This is a genomic window from Pseudomonas sp. SMN11 (genome assembly GCF_052041945.1).
Classification (GTDB): domain Bacteria; phylum Pseudomonadota; class Gammaproteobacteria; order Pseudomonadales; family Pseudomonadaceae; genus Aquipseudomonas.
In genome coordinates this window covers 95,504-113,356 of record NZ_JBKGGW010000003.1, presented here as the reverse complement: position 1 = coordinate 113,356, position 17,853 = coordinate 95,504, and the positions used below count along the sequence as shown (strand labels likewise).

The 17,853-nt window shown below is 52.9% G+C and carries 19 protein-coding genes and 2 pseudogenes; 17 read left to right on the top strand and 4 right to left on the bottom strand.

Going from position 1 to position 17,853, the window contains the following annotated elements; genetic code table 11:
- Nucleotides 1-17: 17 nt before the first annotated feature.
- The 5 genes from ACLEJU_RS04605 to ACLEJU_RS04585 all read left to right on the top strand — a co-directional run bounded on the left by ACLEJU_RS04605 (nucleotide 18) and on the right by ACLEJU_RS04585 (nucleotide 3,580).
- Nucleotides 18-293 (top strand): hypothetical protein, encoded by a 276-nt coding sequence (locus tag ACLEJU_RS04605; RefSeq protein WP_435421982.1) that lies wholly within the window; start codon nucleotides 18-20, stop codon nucleotides 291-293.
- Nucleotides 294-454: 161 nt separating this feature from the next.
- The gene (locus tag ACLEJU_RS04600; RefSeq protein ID WP_435421981.1) at nucleotides 455-1,813 is read left to right on the top strand and encodes a DUF4041 domain-containing protein; all 1,359 of its coding nucleotides are present in this window, start codon (nucleotides 455-457) and stop codon (nucleotides 1,811-1,813) included.
- A 123-nt stretch (nucleotides 1,814-1,936) separates the two neighbouring features.
- Nucleotides 1,937-2,470 (top strand): hypothetical protein, encoded by a 534-nt coding sequence (locus ACLEJU_RS04595; protein ID WP_435421980.1) that lies wholly within the window; start codon nucleotides 1,937-1,939, stop codon nucleotides 2,468-2,470.
- Between the two features lie 115 nt (nucleotides 2,471-2,585).
- Nucleotides 2,586-2,774: a hypothetical protein gene (locus ACLEJU_RS04590; protein WP_435422057.1), complete on the top strand. Its 189-nt coding sequence runs from the start codon at nucleotides 2,586-2,588 to the stop codon at nucleotides 2,772-2,774.
- A gap of 299 nt (nucleotides 2,775-3,073) precedes the next feature.
- Nucleotides 3,074-3,580 carry a hypothetical protein gene (locus ACLEJU_RS04585; RefSeq protein WP_435421979.1) on the top strand — a complete coding sequence of 169 codons (507 nt, stop codon included), beginning with the start codon at nucleotides 3,074-3,076 and terminating at the stop codon, nucleotides 3,578-3,580.
- 83 nt (nucleotides 3,581-3,663) lie between these two features.
- Here ACLEJU_RS04585 and tnpC read toward each other — a convergent pair.
- A pseudogene (gene tnpC, locus ACLEJU_RS04580) lies at nucleotides 3,664-4,276 on the bottom strand (IS66 family transposase); the annotation flags it as partial.
- A gap of 90 nt (nucleotides 4,277-4,366) precedes the next feature.
- Between tnpC and ACLEJU_RS04575 the strand changes: the two are divergent.
- From ACLEJU_RS04575 to ACLEJU_RS04535, 9 genes are all read left to right on the top strand, one after another.
- A complete protein-coding gene (locus ACLEJU_RS04575; protein ID WP_435421978.1) occupies nucleotides 4,367-4,648 on the top strand; it encodes a c-type cytochrome in 282 nt (93 codons plus the stop codon).
- Nucleotides 4,649-4,829: 181 nt separating this feature from the next.
- Nucleotides 4,830-6,206 (top strand): hypothetical protein, encoded by a 1,377-nt coding sequence (locus ACLEJU_RS04570; protein WP_435421977.1) that lies wholly within the window; start codon nucleotides 4,830-4,832, stop codon nucleotides 6,204-6,206.
- A 464-nt stretch (nucleotides 6,207-6,670) separates the two neighbouring features.
- Nucleotides 6,671-6,889, top strand: coding sequence for a hypothetical protein (locus ACLEJU_RS04565; RefSeq protein WP_435421976.1), 219 nt, complete (start codon nucleotides 6,671-6,673; stop codon nucleotides 6,887-6,889).
- A gap of 125 nt (nucleotides 6,890-7,014) precedes the next feature.
- On the top strand, nucleotides 7,015-7,227 hold the full coding sequence (locus tag ACLEJU_RS04560) for a hypothetical protein (protein ID WP_435421975.1): 213 nt from the start codon (nucleotides 7,015-7,017) through the stop codon (nucleotides 7,225-7,227).
- 90 nt (nucleotides 7,228-7,317) lie between these two features.
- Nucleotides 7,318-7,959 (top strand): GIY-YIG nuclease family protein, encoded by a 642-nt coding sequence (locus tag ACLEJU_RS04555; protein WP_435421974.1) that lies wholly within the window; start codon nucleotides 7,318-7,320, stop codon nucleotides 7,957-7,959.
- A 546-nt stretch (nucleotides 7,960-8,505) separates the two neighbouring features.
- On the top strand, nucleotides 8,506-9,162 hold the full coding sequence (locus ACLEJU_RS04550) for a metallophosphoesterase family protein (RefSeq protein WP_435421973.1): 657 nt from the start codon (nucleotides 8,506-8,508) through the stop codon (nucleotides 9,160-9,162).
- Between the two features lie 124 nt (nucleotides 9,163-9,286).
- The gene (locus tag ACLEJU_RS04545; protein WP_435421972.1) at nucleotides 9,287-9,523 is read left to right on the top strand and encodes a hypothetical protein; all 237 of its coding nucleotides are present in this window, start codon (nucleotides 9,287-9,289) and stop codon (nucleotides 9,521-9,523) included.
- A gap of 306 nt (nucleotides 9,524-9,829) precedes the next feature.
- Entirely contained in the window at nucleotides 9,830-10,981 is a 1,152-nt protein-coding gene (locus ACLEJU_RS04540; RefSeq protein WP_435421971.1) for a PIN domain-containing protein, read from the top strand.
- A 579-nt stretch (nucleotides 10,982-11,560) separates the two neighbouring features.
- The gene (locus ACLEJU_RS04535) at nucleotides 11,561-11,896 is read left to right on the top strand and encodes a hypothetical protein (RefSeq protein ID WP_181097936.1); all 336 of its coding nucleotides are present in this window, start codon (nucleotides 11,561-11,563) and stop codon (nucleotides 11,894-11,896) included.
- A gap of 221 nt (nucleotides 11,897-12,117) precedes the next feature.
- Here the strand turns inward: ACLEJU_RS04535 and ACLEJU_RS04530 are convergent, their stop codons facing one another.
- Nucleotides 12,118-12,450 (bottom strand): DUF7693 family protein, encoded by a 333-nt coding sequence (locus tag ACLEJU_RS04530; RefSeq protein ID WP_435421970.1) that lies wholly within the window; start codon nucleotides 12,448-12,450, stop codon nucleotides 12,118-12,120.
- Nucleotides 12,451-12,660: 210 nt separating this feature from the next.
- Here ACLEJU_RS04530 and ACLEJU_RS04525 point away from each other — a divergent pair, with 210 nt between their 5' ends.
- Both ACLEJU_RS04525 and ACLEJU_RS04520 read left to right on the top strand, forming a co-directional pair.
- Entirely contained in the window at nucleotides 12,661-12,981 is a 321-nt protein-coding gene (locus ACLEJU_RS04525) for a hypothetical protein (RefSeq protein ID WP_435421969.1), read from the top strand.
- 634 nt (nucleotides 12,982-13,615) lie between these two features.
- Nucleotides 13,616-14,246 (top strand): annotated as a pseudogene (locus ACLEJU_RS04520) (LysE family translocator).
- A gap of 163 nt (nucleotides 14,247-14,409) precedes the next feature.
- Here the strand turns inward: ACLEJU_RS04520 and ACLEJU_RS04515 are convergent.
- Nucleotides 14,410-15,825: an amino acid permease gene (locus ACLEJU_RS04515; protein WP_435421968.1), complete on the bottom strand. Its 1,416-nt coding sequence runs from the start codon at nucleotides 15,823-15,825 to the stop codon at nucleotides 14,410-14,412.
- 360 nt (nucleotides 15,826-16,185) lie between these two features.
- Complete coding sequence (locus tag ACLEJU_RS04510; protein WP_200137194.1) at nucleotides 16,186-16,608, bottom strand: Lrp/AsnC family transcriptional regulator; 423 nt, start codon at nucleotides 16,606-16,608, stop codon at nucleotides 16,186-16,188.
- A gap of 181 nt (nucleotides 16,609-16,789) precedes the next feature.
- On the opposite strand from ACLEJU_RS04510, the gene ACLEJU_RS04505 reads away from it, so the two are divergent.
- Nucleotides 16,790-17,842, top strand: a complete 1,053-nt coding sequence (locus tag ACLEJU_RS04505) for an ornithine cyclodeaminase (RefSeq protein WP_435421967.1) — start codon at nucleotides 16,790-16,792, stop codon at nucleotides 17,840-17,842.
- The last annotated feature ends 11 nt before the right edge of the window (nucleotides 17,843-17,853 follow it).

The window sequence follows — 17,853 nt, the reverse complement described above, 5'->3', positions numbered from 1 at the left end:
TGATGGTGCCGAGCGCTATGAATCACTCAGATGAGACCGTCGACGACCGCTTCGCTTTCTTTTCGCGGGAGGAACTGCTGGAGCAGCAGTGTGTTTTGCTTGAAAACGAGCTAGGCGTGATGGGGGAGGAGTTGAAGGCATCTCGCGAAAAAATCGCGACATTGGTTTTGATGTGGACGGGCATCAGAAACGAGCTTCACCAGGCAGAGGAAGAGCTGAGGCAGGCAAGGCATCAGCTTGATACCAGCACCACCGGACGCTTGTTAACCCCTTCACCCTTGCTGCCTTCGTGATGGCTTTCTGATTTCACTCCGGTTACGCTCATTCGCAGCAGGGAAGAGGTGCAATGAGCTAGAGCCGTTTAGGTCTTGCACGGCGAATCGCTGTAGAGCGGTCAGATATCTACCTCGTGCTCTCCGGTCTATGCATTCGACTCATACCGAGGAAGGAACCCATGTCGTTTAGTGACTATCTGAAAGGCCCAGCTCACCGGCAGCGCGCTGAAGCTCTTGAAGCACAGCTTGCGGAGCTTCAGCTGCAGCATTCGCAACTGCAAGAGCTCGTTACGAAGATCGGCGCCATGGACGTAGTGAATATCCAGCAGCTAATTGCGCAAGAGCAAGCGAGGCTGACGGGGGTACGCGAGCAAACCCAACGTGCTGAGAGGGAGTTGGCTGCTCTCGCCCAGCGCTCCACAGATCTGCAGGGGCAGATACTCGTCTGGGAAGAGACGTTGCTCCTGGAAAGCTTCGCCCTCTATGAGCCCAAGTTCAAGCTAACCAGCAGCCAGGAGTACAAGGCTCGACTGGATTACGTTCGTGAACGTCAGAAAGTCCTGATCAAGAATGGGCAGGCAGCCACCGGCAACATGAACTGGACGGTGAACAACAGCCAGGCCCAGGGCCGTAAGTTGGTCAACGACATGATCAAGCTGGTGATCCGCTCGTTCAACAACGAGGCCGATGCGTGCGTAGCCAACGTGAAATTCGACAACGTCGAGCTCGGCGAGAAACGAATCCTCAAATCGTATGAAGCCTGCAATCGACTGGGCAAGATCATGAGCGTAGAGATATCCGGCATCTATCTCGATCTCAAGCTTGATGAGCTTCACCTTGCTCATGAATTCCAGATCAAGAAGCAAGAGGAAAAGGAAGAGGCGAAACGCGCCCGGGAAGAGCTGCGGGAGCAGCAAAAGCTCGAGCAGGAAATTCGTGCGGCGCGGGAGAAAATTGCCAAAGAGCGGAAACACTTCACGACCGCTATGCGTGATCTCCAGGCTCGCCTTGAGCAAGTGCAATCTGATGAGGAGCGATCGGCGCTGTTGGTGAAGCTAGCCGAAGTTGAGGCAGGTCGAGCCGAGCTCGAGAGCGAAGAAAAGCTCATTGATTACCGCGAGCAGAACGCCAAAGCCGGGTATGTGTATGTGATCTCGAACCTGGGGGCGTTCGGAGAAGGCATTTACAAGATCGGCATGACTCGTCGCCTTGAGCCTATGGATCGAGTTGATGAGCTTGGTGACGCCTCGGTACCTTTCTGGTTCGACGTGCATGCGATGGTTTTCTCGAACAACGCTCCAGCATTGGAAGCAAAGCTCCACGAGCATTTTGCAGCTGGTCGGCTCAACAAGGTCAACGGGCGGAAAGAGTTCTTCCGAGCCGAGATTGCTGAGATCGAGAAGGTCATTCGAGAAAATTACGATGCTGTCGTCGAGGTCATGCATGAGGCGCCGGCGGAGCAGTATCGTGAAAGCCTTCGCATGGCATTGCCCAAACCGGCGATCCAGCAATCAGAGCGCATGGCTGCGCAAAGCTGATTCGTGACCGAAGGCGTTTGAAGTCTAGAGGCACAGGGACAATATGCAGTGTGGATCGGCTGCAGCACGCCTATGCACAGGGGAGGCCTAGCTTTCCAGCTTCGGGGATAGCGAGGGGTGAGGATGAATAGCGACTTGGATCGATGGTGCCGTGATATACACCGTGTGGTTGAAGGCTTGGTCGAAGAGGTGGAGCAGATGAGGCAAGAGCAGGCAGTCGAGAAACAGATCAGCGCTCTCATACAGTTGAACGAAAAGCTTATGAGCAACGCCACTGCTTACACGAATCTGATCATGGTGGCTGGATACGCTGGTTATTTTGCCTTCTGGTCAACTTTGGCCGGGAAAATCCCAACCTGGCTGTTCAACGCCTGTGGCCTCGCGATCACAGTCTCCCTGACTCTGTTCATCAGCTGGGAGATTGTCAAAATGTTTTGGGGCGCCAAGCATATGCGAAAGACCCAGGCCATTCTTGGTAAGCGGGCGCATCCCAACGTTCTGGTGGAGTTCGAGAAAGCTTTCCAAGACTTCAATTCACGCACCCAGAGGGTTTGGCTGGTGTTTCTCGTACCCACCGTGGTTTCCGGCATCGCTGCTGCTTGCCTGCTGATTGGGTATTTTTGCCTTAGCCTGGCTGGAGTGATCTCGACGACGTAGCAGAAAAGTGAATTCCTTCGGCATGGACGCGTGCTCTCGGTCTGACAGAGGTTACCTAGCGAGGACAGATGCTCACCGCTCATCGGAATGGGTAAACGTGAAAGACATCAGCAAGATGCTTCCCCCTGACCATCCCCTGTACACCCAGGCAGTCGAGGCGCTGAGGGAGTTTCACCAGGCTCAGGCCACAGGTGTGTCCGGCGCCGAACTCGAGCGTCTGCGACTTATTGCTGAGGATCGTTTCCAGGCGGTGACTGACTACCAACTCATAGCGGCGGGCGGCTCGCCTGGGCCCAGCCATTAACTGAGATAGAATCAGGCCAGGCCACCCTATACGGTAACCGTCTGGCCAATACATCTTCCCAAGCCGCATCCTCAGGAAACCATCAGGAAGTTATGTTACCCGGATGTCTACTCTTGGACTCGTCTTTTAGCGGCCTGATCGACAGGACGACGTATATCGGAATGGAGCAGGTTGCCCCCCCCGACCTACCAGTTGGTGCGGTTCCTAGAATATCTACCACCTGCTTTTCTCAGAGCAGACAACAAGGTTTCATCGCTGAATTAGGATAGAGTTGCCGGTAGGAAAATCGCGAAAACAGCATGACAAGGAACATCTACAGCCCCAGCTTTGATGATCAGATCGCTTACCTAAGAGAAGCCTTAGAGCTACGCGTCCTTGAGGTCTCGGACATTGTGCAATGGGCAGATGATCAGATCATTGCACGAGTAAATCCAGCTTACGAACTGATAGAGCTTGCTCTTATGAGAGACTTGAATCGATACGACGTTGCAAATCAGTTACTTCGAATCGGAACGCCCTCATTGAGCTGCGCGGAGGTATTGCCCTATGTGCTCGCTAAGGCACATGAACAACTCCTTGGAGATCCTGATTTTGGAAAAGTCTTAGCAGAAGGCTTGTACCAATCCTGGTCTCGGTCGAATCACAACTTCCCTGACGCTCTTAGCCTTTGCGGCTATTTCGAAGATGCCTATTCATTGGCTGAGAGCGGGGTAGATGGAACGGTTGACCAGGTCAACCGAGAACTACTTGAGTTTACTGCCCAGTTTCAAGACTGTAATTGGTTCGAGAGCGTTCTTGGCCGATAGCGTTCTAGTTTTGAGGTTGGCTCCGAGATTGTGGGGCAAGATGACATTGGTGATAAGCGCTCGCGGAAGTCACCTTGTGTAACTCAGACGGGTATCCATTGACGCGGTAGGAGTTGGCCGATCTCTCTGGCACGCTGCGTCGGCAGCCGCGTCAGGACATGTTTGAGATAGGCATACGGATCATGCCCATTTATGCGTGCCGACTGGATCAAGCTCATGATGGCCGCAGCCCGCTTACCGCTGCGCAGTGATCCAGCAAACAACCAGTTCGAGCGCCCGAGTGCCCATGGCCGTATTTGGTTCTCAACCTGGTTGTTGTCGAAGGGCACAGCCCCATCGTCCAGGTAGCGTCAGCGATACCCAGCGTTTCAGGCCGTAATCGAGGGCTTTAACTGTGGCTGATCCGTTGGGCACCAAGTCACGCTGGGCCAACATTTAGTCAGGCAGTGTTTTGAGGATTGGCACCGCCATTTCCTGACGTATTCGCCAACGATCTTCATCACTCATGTCTTACGCTTGGCGTTCGACCTCGTACAAACCGCTGATCGAGTGCAGGGCCTGTTCAGTGAGCTGGCTTTTATTTGCTACGTGCGGATCAAAGAACTTGCGACGGGCGTGGGTAATGCAGCCGAGTTCAGTGATGCCTAGCTCGAAACCATCTTTGTAGCCAGCTAAGTCGTCACAGACCAGCTTGCCGTAGTATCTTTACAACACGGAGCGAAAACTCGTGAAGAAGACCTCATCCTGTTCTGTAAGGATAACCTAGCTGCTTATAAATACCCGCGCGTGCTGGAAGTGATTGATGATCTTCCTAATCGGCTTCTGGAAAATTTCTGCGAAGCGGTGTTCGAAGGACTGGAAACTAGGTCTAAAAACCCGCTGCTTTTCAAGCAGACTCCCGCGGCAGGCTTGCGGTTGCTTGCCATGCCGAACATCGTAAGTTCAAACCATGAAGGCGCCGCGCAGACCGTGGCCGTCGGCGCTGCGCTGTACGACGGCAACTGCTCGCAGTGCCACGGCATCCAAGCGCTCAGCGGCCGCGTCTCGTCAGTTTGGCTGACAAAATAGCTACCATTGGGGATGGAGATCTATTTTTTCATCGTGCTCTGGATTATAGTTCTCCAGCGCTAGGCGCATATGGATTACTAACGACAATTTTAAATCATACTTCGTTATAAATTGCGCGGCCAGAGCCGAGCCGCATGGCGATTGATTACGTTTTACAAACATTAATGGTGCGGCCTCAATTATGAGTAGGTTGTTTGCGACATCAAATGAGCAGGGCTCATTCGACTTTTTCACCAATCTTATCGAGATCATGAACTATACGGTCTCTGCGAAAAGCGTGCTAGAGCAAGGGTTGAGAGAAACCCCGCCTAAAGAGTGGGATATTTATTGGCCGGTGCGGGTGAACTTTCGATCGTTGGTGGTACATGAGGCCACCCATTTTAATGATTGCCTGACCACTTCTTGGGGTTTGGAGTTTTTATACAGAAAACTGAGACTTATGGAAGCTGTGTCTGAAGGGAAAGATATCGAACAACCCCTTTCAGTATTCTATCTCAACGTCTCAGAGCTGCGTTCTCATAAGGAGTTGCTTGTTGAGGGAAGTTATCCCCTTTCCCAAGCGACGTCTATGTCGCATGAGGTTATTGTAGATGACAGGTTCGGGCCACTGATCATGATCAAATACAATATTCATGATCAGGTGATTCAGGCAGTGCCGTTAAGCATGTTGTCGCTTTTAGAGGCTAACGCTCTTGCTAATGAAACGCTGGTGAAGATAGTTGCCGCTGAGGCTCTCGACGCATGCCCTGAGAAAGACGAGTACATGGATGGGGTTGAAAAAGATTTTATTAAAATGCTCGACCGCTGTGATCGATCGGAGTATACGGTTTTAGTTACTTTGGCAAGGCTTCATTTTAAGGAGTTGACGCTAAAGGAGCTACTGGTATTTACTGCGACCCTGTGTCGCTTTACATTAGACTTGAACATGATGGGGTGCTCTGCGGTCAGCTACTACATTGAACGATCGTTCCGTGCTCAGAACGCAGGCAAGACGATTTCTCAAGACTTGAGAAGAGAGTCATCCAGAGCGGTAATCTTTTTTAAAACAGTGCTTTTTATATATGGTTGGATGCACACATCTAATTACTCTACCCGCACCCACGTACTGAAGCTTTTGAAAACAGATCCGCTGGCTGCCATAGTTAAATTTTGGACTTCAAGGGATGATGACTTTTCCATGTATTACAAAATGACTGAGGATTTCACTTTTGCGGGTTCCTTGGGGCACATCTCTGAGCTGATGGGCACGATTGATGGAGAAATCATCAGGTCTTGTACTTTGCACAATCGCAAGATTTTGAATGACCGCCCGCTAGGGCTTTGCAAGCTGTCGGAGGTACGACTCTTGGATGTCTTCCTTTCGGATGAAACTGAGATTGCAGTTCCTAATCGAGTTGACTTGAGTATTTCCGACTATTTTATCGATAACATGGAGCTATTCAATGATGTGCAAGCGCTTTGCAAAAGGAAAGTATCTAAATTTTTCATGCGCCCAGAGGACGAAATATTTCACATCAACCCTTTTGAAGGCATTGAGTCAGAAACTGAAGATCGGTAATTGCTTCAAGCATTTTCAAGGTTAATGCGGCGCATGCTTGTGCATGCCCGGTGTGCGGCTCAAAGTCTGACTTTTTGATAATGGCTAAATAAGACTTTCAGTATGTTAATGGCGCAACTTTATAAGTTGTCGCAATTTGCAGCGGGAACAGCAAGAGTTAGCGTCACTTAACGCTTTTGATCGGGCTAAGCGGTGTCGAGCTCAGAGTCAGCGGGTATAGGCGGCAACCACACCTACAGGCCTCCTAGGTGGGGCTGCATTGGCTTAGTACGTCGCGTTCCCAGAGGCCGTTGTCATCAGCGGGCATCTGCTGCTTCGCTACTGGAGTTAAATCACCGAGTTCGTGAGGTCGATATCACCGTGACGGCACTCGTGCTGATCCATCGATTGCTCGCGCCGAGACTCCCTCTGCGTCGAGGCTCAGCGGTGTCTCTTGCATTGGAACTCTCGGAGGAGTACCTAAGATGACTGGATCGAAGCGAACGTTTTTGGGCATGGCAGAAGCAGGTGAGCCGCTGCTAACGCAAGCTCTCGAAGCGATTCGAGCCTACAACGACGCGTTGGAGCGCAAGCGACCTGCAGCTGAGATTGAACGCCTGCGTGTTGAGGCAGACCATCTCTATCACACAGTCTTCGACTACCAGGTTTATAAGGCCGGGGCCTTAGGTGAGTGGGTACATTAAATGAAAGATAGGTAATCGGACGACGTTGAGCTGGTACCCAGCTGACCTCCATGCTCGCGACTTCCAAGATAATCGAGCGTAGTCATCGACACCGAACACCCCATACACGGCCCCTCGGACTGAACATGGTGGAGAAGGATCTCAGCAGCGTATTGCCTCCTGATCATCCGATGTATGCCGATGCCGTGGAGGCTATGAAGAGGTATCACCAAGCCCAAGCCGGCGGTGTCAGTGGCGCTGAGCTTGAGCGCCTACGGCAGCTAGCTGAACACAGCTTTCAGGCACTTACTGACTACCAACTGCACGCGCTTGGCGGGCCAACAAAACCTAGCCACTAGGAATGCAAAACAAGCCCGCAGTAGATCTACGAAGAGGGTTGCGGGGGCGCTGCCGTCAGCCAAGAACCACTCGAAATCGCCAAGGTTAAGATGCAGAACGAACTCAGCTTCACAGATGTTATTCGCCAGATTCTCCGCCAAAATCCTGAGGGGCTGACACCCCAGCAGATCCGAGACGTTGTCAAAGTGGAGTACCCCCAGTACGTTGGCACACCTAGCCATTTGAGAAACGTCGCAGCTGGCAACTACAAGGATCTGGATCATGCCGTGCTGGCACGTATCTACCTAGCTTGCAGAAGTGCTTCGGACATTTCTGCAGACAAGAGCAGGAAGCCTCACCTGATGACGCTTTTGTCCGACGCAAACGACGTCGAGATTAAGGCTGACGATTTCATTGAAGGGGAAGACCTCGCCAAGCTCGAGGCCGATGTCGGCACCCTGTACGTGCTCTCCACAGGGCTCTACACGGCTGACCAGGTCGAGATAGTCAAGATTGGGATTACCACCGGTTCAGTCGACAAGCGAATCACCCAGCTGTACACGACAGGGGTGCCATTTCGCTTCACGATCGTAAGTCAGCTGGAAACGACCAACTACTCGAAGCTCGAGCAGGCTCTGCATTGCCTGTTCGACAGATATCGGATCAACAAATCACGGGAGTTTTTCACGGCCCATTGCCTGGAATTCATGCCAGAGCTAATCGCCATCCATCGTAAGATTGAGGACGCGTGAGAAGCGGATTTCACCTTTAGTAGTCTTGAAGTCTCCTCAATTCCAGTCCAAGGGCACTGACGTATTCGATTCTCTATAGTCGTGCTAGGCTCAAATGTTCTGCAGAGCAGGGCAAGCACGTACGAACGTGTTTCACCATTCGTGAACCCAATATGAGCAGAAGCCGACGCAAAACTCCGATACGCGGCATTACCTCAGCCACAAGCGAGCGTTCCGACAAGCAAGCATGGCACTGTAGTTACCGTACAGCTGTACGCCGGCAGCTCGCGAGTGACCCTGACTCTGAGCTCCCTCTCCCTCGTCAGTTTTCTGATCCTTGGCGCATGGCAAAGGACGGTAAATCCTATTACGGGGTGAGTCGACGTGACGAGAAGGCTCTGAGGAAATGATCCTCAGTACTGGCCTAGCTGCGCTGTGATGATTGGCGGAACCAAAAACGGATTGGTGCACAGGGAGGGTGGGATGCACTAAAAGGGCAGTTCGTCGCAAACCAACCGCAGTATCGCAGCAGGGTCTAAGGGATGATTTGGTTTCTTGGCGACGTCCATGGACTTAGATCACATCATCAGGCTGGTGAAGGTTCATCGTCCTGAGGCTGTGGTCTTCCTTGGCGACCTTGAGTGCAGCTTGCCACTCGACACGATCCTGCGTCCAATCCTTGGCCTTACCGAGATCTGGTACATACATGGCAATCACGACACGGATCAATGGAGCTACTGGCACAATCTGCATGGCAGCAGCTTCGCCGACCGCAGCCTGCATGGTCGGGTAGTGGAGATTGCAGGTCATCGCATAGCTGGTCTGGGTGGTACCTTCGAACGGCAAGTCTGGCTTCCTGGAAGCCCTGGCACTGGCATCCAGAATTATGAGGACTTTCTCGAGCGCCTCGCTCTTAGGCCGCAGCATGCAGTCATCGTCGCCACCAAAAAGCAGAACGCGCTTTCGGCAATTTTTCCGGACGACTATTTTACGCTCGCAATGGAGAGGGCAGACATTCTAGTCTGCCATGAGGCCCCTAGCTGTCACCCATACGGCTACTCAGAGATCGATGATCTCGCCCAGGCAATGGGCGTGAAAATGGTCGTGCATGGGCATCATCATGACTCTCTCGACTACAGGCCTGAATGGTCGAGACTGGGATTTGAGGCTCACGGAGTAGCATTCAGATCCGTGATGGCCGTCGATGGCTCGGTAATCAGCTAAGGTATGGTGCCGCGAAGACCCCAGCGACTGCTCGACCATATGTATCGAAGCTTCGGGCTCGAAGAGGCCGGCTGAATCGTCGCTAGGTCTTCTATCCTGAACTTGTAGGGTAAGGGGCGAGCAGTTGCGTCAGGTGATCGTCGCGGAGCGGGGTGAGAGCATGAAGGTCGGTGAGTTGATTCAGTTGCTGCAAGCGTTCGACCCTGAGATGAAAGTGCTGATGACACGCTCGGATACGGGCCTGGAGGACGTTGTCGCTTGCTATGACGATCTGGTTTGCCAAGGGCGCGTGGCCGGGTATGACCGGCTCGATGAGTACGTTCTGTCAAAGGGCGCTGACGCTCCACTGCTGAGAAAGTGATCGTGATCGACATGTGCCAGCGTCTAGAGGACTGGCTAAACAGGCAGTAAGCGTCGACAAACCGAGGGATATATATCGTCGGCCAGCGGTGGAGGGCTCTCTTGACCAGGGGATACCAGCGAGCATCGTGTGTGCCAAGCGAAGGTGATGTCGCTGGGACGGATTGTCAACGATGATGGCGTTACGCTATTCTCGGCCATTAACTTATCAAACGCGCTGATGAAGATGGAAACATCGAAAGTGAGAGCCTCGATCGTTTTGCATTCTGAGTTAGCCTTGCCTTAGTCTTCAACTAGGAAGAAGTCTGTGAGAGTGTCGCTTGATACGAACGTGCTGCATCAGGAGGGGTTTAAGTCTCAGTCGATGCGCATATTGCAGCGGCTCATTTCAGCAGGCTTTGTAAAGCTATTTATCAGTAGAATAGTGCTTCGTGAGTACGACACAAAGCGACAGGCCGAAACGTGCTCGAAATTGCAGAGCGCTCGTGACAACCTTCTAGAGATTAATAAAGCATTTTCCAAGTCTGGCGTTCAGATGAATGAGCTTTCCAAGCTGGAGGGGGAAATTGCAAAGTTGGCCCCCGATTTAGACGCAAATCGGGAAGCCTCTGCCGAGGCCTGGTTACGTGATTTTCAGGTCGAAATCGTAGAGGCGGACGGACAAGTTCATGAGTCGGCCTGGGACGACTATTTCTCAGGGGGCGGCGCATTCAAGCGTGCTAAGAATCGTGAAGACATTCCCGATGCAGTGATAGCGAGATCATTGGAGCGCCTGGCTAGCGACGGTGAACAGCTAACGTTCATTTGTAAAGATGGACAGCTGAAAAAATTTATGGGTGAAGCTCCTGGAGTTCAAGTCTTTAGTGAGTTGTCCGAATTCATTTCTAGCCCTGATGTCGTGAAGAAACTCGATGAGCTAGATTCTCATGATAAAGCTATTGAGGCATACAAGGCTGCTATAGGGTCTGAAGAATTTCTGGTCGGTGTAGTAAAATATTTTTCTGCTGCTGACTCTGATTTCCAGTATGCGACCTGGCAGGGTGAAGAGATCGAAAACAAAAGTGGGCTGCCACTTGTGGCTTATGGAGATCCAGTCGTAAAGGGGGTGGTTCCCCAATCGGTAAGAAATCTGAGGTTCGGGCCCGTAGCTTCTATTGCCTCGAGGCACTATGTTGTACCTATATCCTTTTCGGCAAATGCACGTTTTATATTTCTTGCTGATTATAACGAATGGCTTCAAGCTCCCGACGATATAAAAGAGTGGGTGGATGTCATCTCTTCCGATCGAGCAGGGCTATGTAAGTTCTCAGTGCTACAAAACTGTGATATCACTGGTCAAGTTGACGTCCATTTCTCGGCAGGCGTTACGCCCGAAGGAATGCTGATACACGCTAATTATATCGGCACAGATGATTCGCCTTTGGATATTGAATTTATCCCCGGGAAAGTAGTTGTTTGATTTCATGGTTTTGTGATTTGCGCAACGTTAAAATGTAGGGATTTTGAAAGTGAATAACGCAGCTAAAGCCAGATATATGATTCGCCATTTTAAGTCTTCAGTTGAGCTTCTGGTCTGGCTGGTAATACCGGCCGCTCTGGTGCTACGCCTGCAGTATTTGTCGATATATGATTACGAGGCGACTAGGGATCTGGTAAGAGATTATTACTGGGATATGATCATCGCCACACTGATGGTTATATTTCCGATATTCTTCAAGCAGATATTTGGAGGCTTCCCGTTAGAGTATCTTTTGAAGGGTAGATCTGCTAGTCATTCCGTAGTTAATGTGGGGCGGGACTATATTGCTCCTTCGAATATGCAGAACGAAACGGCAAGCATGAGGGTGAAGGAGTCGCAGATTACGAGTGGAGCAGAACTGATATTTAGCCATGCTGAAAGCTCTCGGAGCTTAGCCAAAAACATTTATGGAAGGTCTGGGGTATACCTGCTGCTTGGGGTGTTGGTTGCATTTTCTGGTTTAGTGTTTTTTATACTCAGACGGTTGCGCTCAATGTTCCAACTGAAATTGGATCTCTTTTGCTTCTGCTGGTGCCTAAATTTGGTATATTATTTTTTATTGAATTCGTTGCCTTCTTTTTTTTGCGGCAGTATAGGTCGGCTATGGATGAGTTTAGATACTATGAGTCGATCGCAAGAAGACGTGAAGAGGTCAGCGCGCTGCTCATGCTTTCAGCGGAATCTGAACCGAAGATCAATTTAATGGAGCTTCTAAAAAGCGACTCCTACTTCTCGAGAGTTTCTGTGCTTGAGAAAGATCAGACCACAGAGATCATTGAGGCTAGAAAGCTGGAGAAGGGCGAGCTTGAGCTTTTGGGGAAAGTTGTAGAATCGGTTGTCAAAGCTAAGGGCTAGGTAGAGACGCTAGTGGTAAGAAGTGGAGCTATGCGCGCAGCTTCGGGCGAGCCGCTGCAAGCCTTTCACTCTCTGCTGTTACAACCATCCTCCAGTCTTTCGAGGTCGCCCTGGCGCTCCTGAATACCATGGGGGCACCGCGAAAAGCTTGGCGCACCCGGACAATCTGGTATAGATCGGCAGAGCGACAGCCGGGCCTGACAGGGCACGCCCTGATCGGCCTACAGGGCTTTCAACATCCGCTCCAGGTTCTGATGTTCCCACGTCGATAGCAGAGCAATCGGATCTGTCCGATCACCTGGATTGAAATCCCAGCAGTTCCCCTCCGGACTCACGCACCGCTCGCAGTAGTCCAGCTCATCACAGTCGTTGTAGATCGTGATCCGCCATCCCTCTACATCGACTTCGAAATGGCAGGCGTACAGCTGCGCCCAGGACTGATTGCCAACCTTGGTCATCGTCCGCCGTCCGAGCACCACCTCTCGCAGCACCTGGCAGACTTCACGAGCCGTCAGCGTGCTTAATGGTGCGTCGTGGTGGTCATGTTGAATCATAAACAGCCCAAGCCTGTCGGTTATCAAGCTGGAGATATTACCCGTGCAAAAGGTGGCACAGGAATCGCGTCGCTCTGGAGCGAAAGTTGGCAGAAGAGTGGAGGGAAAAAAGATTGAGTACAGATGTGCTCCATTGGGCTCCTAAGCCTCCGATGCAGACATTTAATCGTATTCAGTGTCCCTGATGTATCAACCCACGAGATCTACGCAATGCCTTTAACAACACCAGACGGACGCTACTTCGTAGTCAAAGGTCAGCTCTGGCGCTGCAGCAATCCCGCGCTGCCTGCTGAGGAGCGTCAGCACCTGGTGCACGATCTAATGAAGGCACGGCGAGCCGTAAAAGAAGCCAAAGCGCTGGATGATGAAGGCAAGCTTCATGCCGCTCGAGCAGCGGTAGATGAGGCGAAAGTGGCGTTAGGGGAGAGGGGCCCGGTGTGGTGGGATGACGGGAGCCCTGACTACAACCGGCACAAGGCAATTAACACGCCCTATGCCGGATGGTACCGGTCACTGATTGAGCAGCAGTGATGCTTTAGCAAGGATCATTGGAAGCGCTGACCATTCGCTCGAAGCGGAGATAGAATTCATACTCAAGATCTTCAATGAGGTCTTCACAGAAGCTTTGCAAGACCATGGCCAGCGCTGGGGTAGTTAACGTGAATGAATTGCTATTTGTGGACGACAGCATCGGTGTTATGAATTATGGGATTGAGAAGCTGGGGAGCGAGCTTGAACCATAGGTATTGGAATGAGTGATCATTTCGCTAACGGCCCTAATGACGCTACCGTATGACGAAGCGCTGCTGTCTGTGAGTTCGCGCGCAGCACTGATTCAGGGGAGCTGTTCATTTCAGTCAAGATTAAGGCCGGGGGCTGCATGATCGAAACGTGCTCACGTAAGCTACAATCCAATAAGATGCAACAAGTTGCACCTTATTGGATGAAAAGCGGAAAAGGGTTGAGAGGCCCAGTTTCATTGGGTTAGGCTGGTTCTGCAGGTGAGTAGTCACAGGGTCATACTAGGGGTATAGGGTGGCCCTCCTTAGAGAACGGTTCGAATCTCTACGCTTCCGCCATATTCAAAGCCCTGATTATTCAGGGCTTTTTGCGTTTCTGGGGCATGGAAAAACCTCCCGTCTGAACAGAATTGGGAATGACTGTGATGATCGACCTCTCACTGCTCCTTGCCTTCATCGCCGCTGCCTCGGTACTCGCTTTAACGCCGGGTGTAGATATCGCCATGGTACTCCGGGCTGCGGCGGTAGATGGGCGTCGTACGGCACTTCCTGGCAGCCGTGGGTATCGCGCTCGGCTGCCTGGCCTGGGGCGGCGCGGTCTCGTTGGGCCTGGGTGTGCTGCTGCAACGCTCCGAGGTTGCCTACACCGTGTTGAAGTCAGCCGGTGCCGCGTACCTCCTGTGGGTTGGGATCAAGCTCCTGCTCAAACCCCGTCAGTCATTCCAGAGCAAGGAGGAGGGCGGTAACACCGCGTCAGGCTGGAGCGCCTTTGCCCGTGGCCTTCTGACCAATCTCCTGAACACCAAGGTCGGTATCTTCTACGTGACCTTTCTACCCCAATTCATCCCGGTCGGTGTTGCACTGTCGACATACTCGTTCTTCCTCATGTCCATTCACGTGCTTCTGACCGTCGTCTGGTTCGGCCTGCTGATCGCGGCCACGATGCCGCTGAAGAACCTGCTGAGTCAGCCGTCAACGGTGAAAGCGCTGGATAGGGTCACTGGGGGTATCTTCCTCGCATTCGGGCTGAAAATCGCGGCCTCGTCTGCTCGATAGTCAAGGCCAATATCGGCCTCAATCCATAGCGGGCGTTCTTCCCTGAGATCTGATGGCAAGTGGGTGAACTGCAGTCACCCACATGCGCAGGGCCGCGCTAGTTGTTCTAATGCGTGTAGCGATTACCTCCTGCAACGGCGCGCTATTGCCCGAGCGTGCTATCTCACGAAGCGGTAACCGCTACCCTGGTTGAAGCCTTCACGCTTCGGCGATAGGCGAGCAGCAGGCCGATGTACCAGAACGGCATCACGTACAGCGCTGTTCGTGTATCAGCCTCCAATGCCAGCAAGCACAGCACGAACATGAGGAACACCAGCGAGAGCACAGCGGTGAACCTGCCTCCAGGAAGCTTGAAGGTGGAGCACTGGTGGGCCTCTGGAGAAGTGCGTCGGTAGGCAAGGTAAGAGAGCAGGATCAACGACCAGGTCACCACCACCATGACCGCCGAGATGGTCGAGACCAAGGTGAAGATGCCCATGACATCCGGGATGACAAACAACAGCGTCAGGGCGATGGTCATGCACAGGCCGGAAAACATCAGTGCACGAATGGGCGTACCGGCCCGCGACAAGATGCCGAATGCGTGGGGCGCCTGTTTGTTGTGAGACAGGCCGAACAGCATGCGCGAGCCGGAGTAGATGCCGCTGTTGGCTGACGAGGCAGCGGACGTCATCACCACGAAGTTGATCATGCCGGCCGCTGCAGGCAGGCCACCCAGCAGGAACAGTTCAACGAAGGGGCTTCGGTTTGCCGGGACGTTGGCCCAGGATATGACGCTGATGATGCAAGCCAGCGCGGCCACATAGAACAGCAGGATGCGCAGCGGGATGGTGTTGATCGCTTTGGGCAGTGTTCTTTCAGGGTTGTGGGCCTCGGCTGCAGCGGTGCCGATGAGCTCGGTGCCCACGAACGAGAAGATGGCGATCTGGAATCCGGCCAGGAAGCCCAGCACACCGTGGGGCATCATCACACCAGGCTCCACCAGGTGGCTGAAGGAAGCCGTGATCCCGTCTGGAGAGGTGTAGGAGGTGGCCACCATGTACAGCCCTGTGAGCACCAACGCCACGATGGCGAGAATCTTGATCAGCCCGAACCAGAACTCCACTTCACCAAATGCCTTGACCGCCAGCATGTTGAGCCCCATCAGCAGGAACATCGTGCCGAACGCGGGTATCCAGGTAGGCAGGTCAGGGAACCAGAATTGGAGGAAGCCTGCGACGACTACGACATCGCCGACGGCAACAACGACCCAACTGAGCCAATAGGACCAGGCGAGGGTAAAGCCAGCCCGAGGGCCCAGGTGATGGTGGACGAGCTCTGCAAAGGAGCCCATTTCCAGGTTGGCGAGGAGCATTTCGCCCATGGCTCGCATGATGCAAAAAACAAAGAAACCGATGATGGCGTAGACGAGAAGAATTGATGAACCAGACAAGGCGATCATTTTTCCAGACCCCATGAACAGGCCTGTCCCGATAGCACCACTGATGGCAATAAGCTGAATGTGGCGATTCTCAAGCCGGCGTTTCAACGCTTGGCCGTCGCCACTTTTCGCGTCTTGCAAGTTGCACGCTTGATGCATAGTTGACCTCTTATTCTTTTTTTATGAAGAAAACCGCTCCCCGCCTTCAAAAGGAAGGTGAAGTCTTTGATACGGGGTTTTAAATGTTAAGCCCACTCATCAGGTCGAATGTTGAGTGGTAGATGTGCAGACGATAAAAGCGAAATCAGGGTTATAAAGTTGTCGGGAATCTCACCACGCTAAATGTTGCCGCTCTGCACGAAAGCATCCTGGTGGGCTGGAGTGGCCATTCTGCCAGCCATAGTTGCCAATCGGAACGCTACAAACTGCTACCCCTGCGGGATGGGTTTGGCAAAGTGAATAGCGCCTGTAGCAATGTGCCAAGTGGCACTGGCAGGGCGAAAAGTTGACCCGTCCAGGCTACATCTTGAAGGTCGATAGCAGGATGCTGGTCTCGGTATTCTCGATGTGCTGAATGGAGCGGATGGTGTTCAGGGCCTTGTCGAACGCCTCCAGGGTGTCTGCCCTGAGCTCAGCCATGAGGTCCCATCGACCGTTGGTGGTGTGGATCGCCACGACGTTCGGGTGCCCCCGCAGCGCGTGCTTTACCTCGGCAGCGTGATGACCACTGATGCTGATGCTGGTGATCGCCCGCACCCCCCGCTCTATGGCATCGGACTGCAGGCGGATCGTATAGCCCATGATGATGCCTTGCTCCTCGAGCTTGGCGATGCGGTTCTGCACCGTGGCACGCGCAACCTTCAGCTTCTTGGCCAGGGTCATCACAGGTGTACGTGCGTTGTCTCGGAGCAGCGCGATCAGCTCGCGATCGGTGTTATCCATTTACCTCGTCCTACCATATTGTTGTTTTGAGTGAGCAGATTGTCTAGAAAGCAGTTAAATCTGGCAACCTGTAGGCTTCTAATTGCTTCATTTCTCCATCAGAATTTTGCAGGCAAAACAATTTACAATAAGCGTCCCTTCGCATGCCGTGAGAGCGGACGCACTTGCAAGGTGCATAATAATGACGCATTTCATCGACGTGCCTACTATGTCCGATCTCGTGAGTGATATCGGTGTAGTTGATTTTCTGGGTGAACTTTCGGACGTGATACGCGACGACTTCAAACGCTGGCCTGAGTTTGACAAGTCCGCGCGAGTGGCGAGCCACTCCGATGTTGGGGTGATCGAGTTGATGCCAGTGGCAGACGCCCGCCAGTACGCATTCAAGTATGTGAATGGGCACCCCTCCAATACCTTCAAGGACCTCCACACGGTGATGGCCTTTGGTGTCTTGGCTGACGTTGACACCGGTTACCCGGTGCTGCTGTCCGAGCTGACTATCGCCACTGCGCTGCGTACCGCTGCGACCTCACTGATGGCCGCCCAGACGTTGGCCCGTCCGGATTCCCGGAAAATGGCGCTCATCGGCAACGGTGCTCAAAGCGAGTTTCAGGCACTGGCATTCCACAAGCATCTTGGTATCCAGGAGATCATGGCCTATGACGTCGATCCCCTGGCAACCGCCAAGCTGATCTGCAACCTGCAGGAATACACCGACCTCAAGATCACCCGTGCCCAGGGCGTCGCCGAGGCGGTTCGTGGTGCCGATATCGTGACCACTGTCACTGCCGACAAGGCTTACGCCACCATCATCACTCCGGAAATGCTCGAGCCAGGCATGCACCTGAATGCCGTGGGCGGCGACTGCCCAGGCAAGACCGAACTGCACGCTGATGTGCTGCGTAACGCTCGGGTGTTCGTGGAGTACGAGCCACAAACTCGTGTCGAAGGTGACATTCAGCAGCTCGAAGCCGACTCCCCTGTTGTTGACTTGTGGCGCGTGCTGACCGGTGAGCAGGAAGGGCGTCAGAGTGATGAGCAAGTTACCGTCTTTGACTCGGTCGGTTTCGCCCTGGAGGACTACTCGGTGCTGCGCTATGTCCTGGAGCAGGCCCAGAAACGAGGGGTAGGCAGCAAGATCGACCTTGTGCCGTGGGTTGAGGACGATCCGAAAGATCTGTTCAGCCATACCCGTGGCCGTTCTGCCAAGAAAGGCATCCGACGCGTTGCATGACGCCAAGACCC

What these genes read in the sequence shown, in the direction of transcription:
- ACLEJU_RS04605 (WP_435421982.1), top strand. Translation starts at nt 18, where the DNA reads ATGAATCACTCAGATGAGACCGTCGACGACCGCTTCGCTTTCTTTTCG.
- ACLEJU_RS04600 (WP_435421981.1), top strand. Translation starts at nt 455, where the DNA reads ATGTCGTTTAGTGACTATCTGAAAGGCCCAGCTCACCGGCAGCGCGCT.
- ACLEJU_RS04595 (WP_435421980.1), top strand. Translation starts at nt 1,937, where the DNA reads ATGAATAGCGACTTGGATCGATGGTGCCGTGATATACACCGTGTGGTT.
- ACLEJU_RS04590 (WP_435422057.1), top strand. Translation starts at nt 2,586, where the DNA reads ATGCTTCCCCCTGACCATCCCCTGTACACCCAGGCAGTCGAGGCGCTG.
- ACLEJU_RS04585 (WP_435421979.1), top strand. Translation starts at nt 3,074, where the DNA reads ATGACAAGGAACATCTACAGCCCCAGCTTTGATGATCAGATCGCTTAC.
- ACLEJU_RS04570 (WP_435421977.1), top strand. Translation starts at nt 4,830, where the DNA reads ATGAGTAGGTTGTTTGCGACATCAAATGAGCAGGGCTCATTCGACTTT.
- ACLEJU_RS04565 (WP_435421976.1), top strand. Translation starts at nt 6,671, where the DNA reads ATGACTGGATCGAAGCGAACGTTTTTGGGCATGGCAGAAGCAGGTGAG.
- ACLEJU_RS04560 (WP_435421975.1), top strand. Translation starts at nt 7,015, where the DNA reads ATGGTGGAGAAGGATCTCAGCAGCGTATTGCCTCCTGATCATCCGATG.
- ACLEJU_RS04555 (WP_435421974.1), top strand. Translation starts at nt 7,318, where the DNA reads ATGCAGAACGAACTCAGCTTCACAGATGTTATTCGCCAGATTCTCCGC.
- ACLEJU_RS04550 (WP_435421973.1), top strand. Translation starts at nt 8,506, where the DNA reads ATGGACTTAGATCACATCATCAGGCTGGTGAAGGTTCATCGTCCTGAG.
- ACLEJU_RS04530 (WP_435421970.1), bottom strand. Translation starts at nt 12,450, where the DNA reads ATGATTCAACATGACCACCACGACGCACCATTAAGCACGCTGACGGCT.
- ACLEJU_RS04525 (WP_435421969.1), top strand. Translation starts at nt 12,661, where the DNA reads ATGCCTTTAACAACACCAGACGGACGCTACTTCGTAGTCAAAGGTCAG.
- ACLEJU_RS04515 (WP_435421968.1), bottom strand. Translation starts at nt 15,825, where the DNA reads ATGCATCAAGCGTGCAACTTGCAAGACGCGAAAAGTGGCGACGGCCAA.
- ACLEJU_RS04510 (WP_200137194.1), bottom strand. Translation starts at nt 16,608, where the DNA reads ATGGATAACACCGATCGCGAGCTGATCGCGCTGCTCCGAGACAACGCA.
- ACLEJU_RS04505 (WP_435421967.1), top strand. Translation starts at nt 16,790, where the DNA reads ATGACGCATTTCATCGACGTGCCTACTATGTCCGATCTCGTGAGTGAT.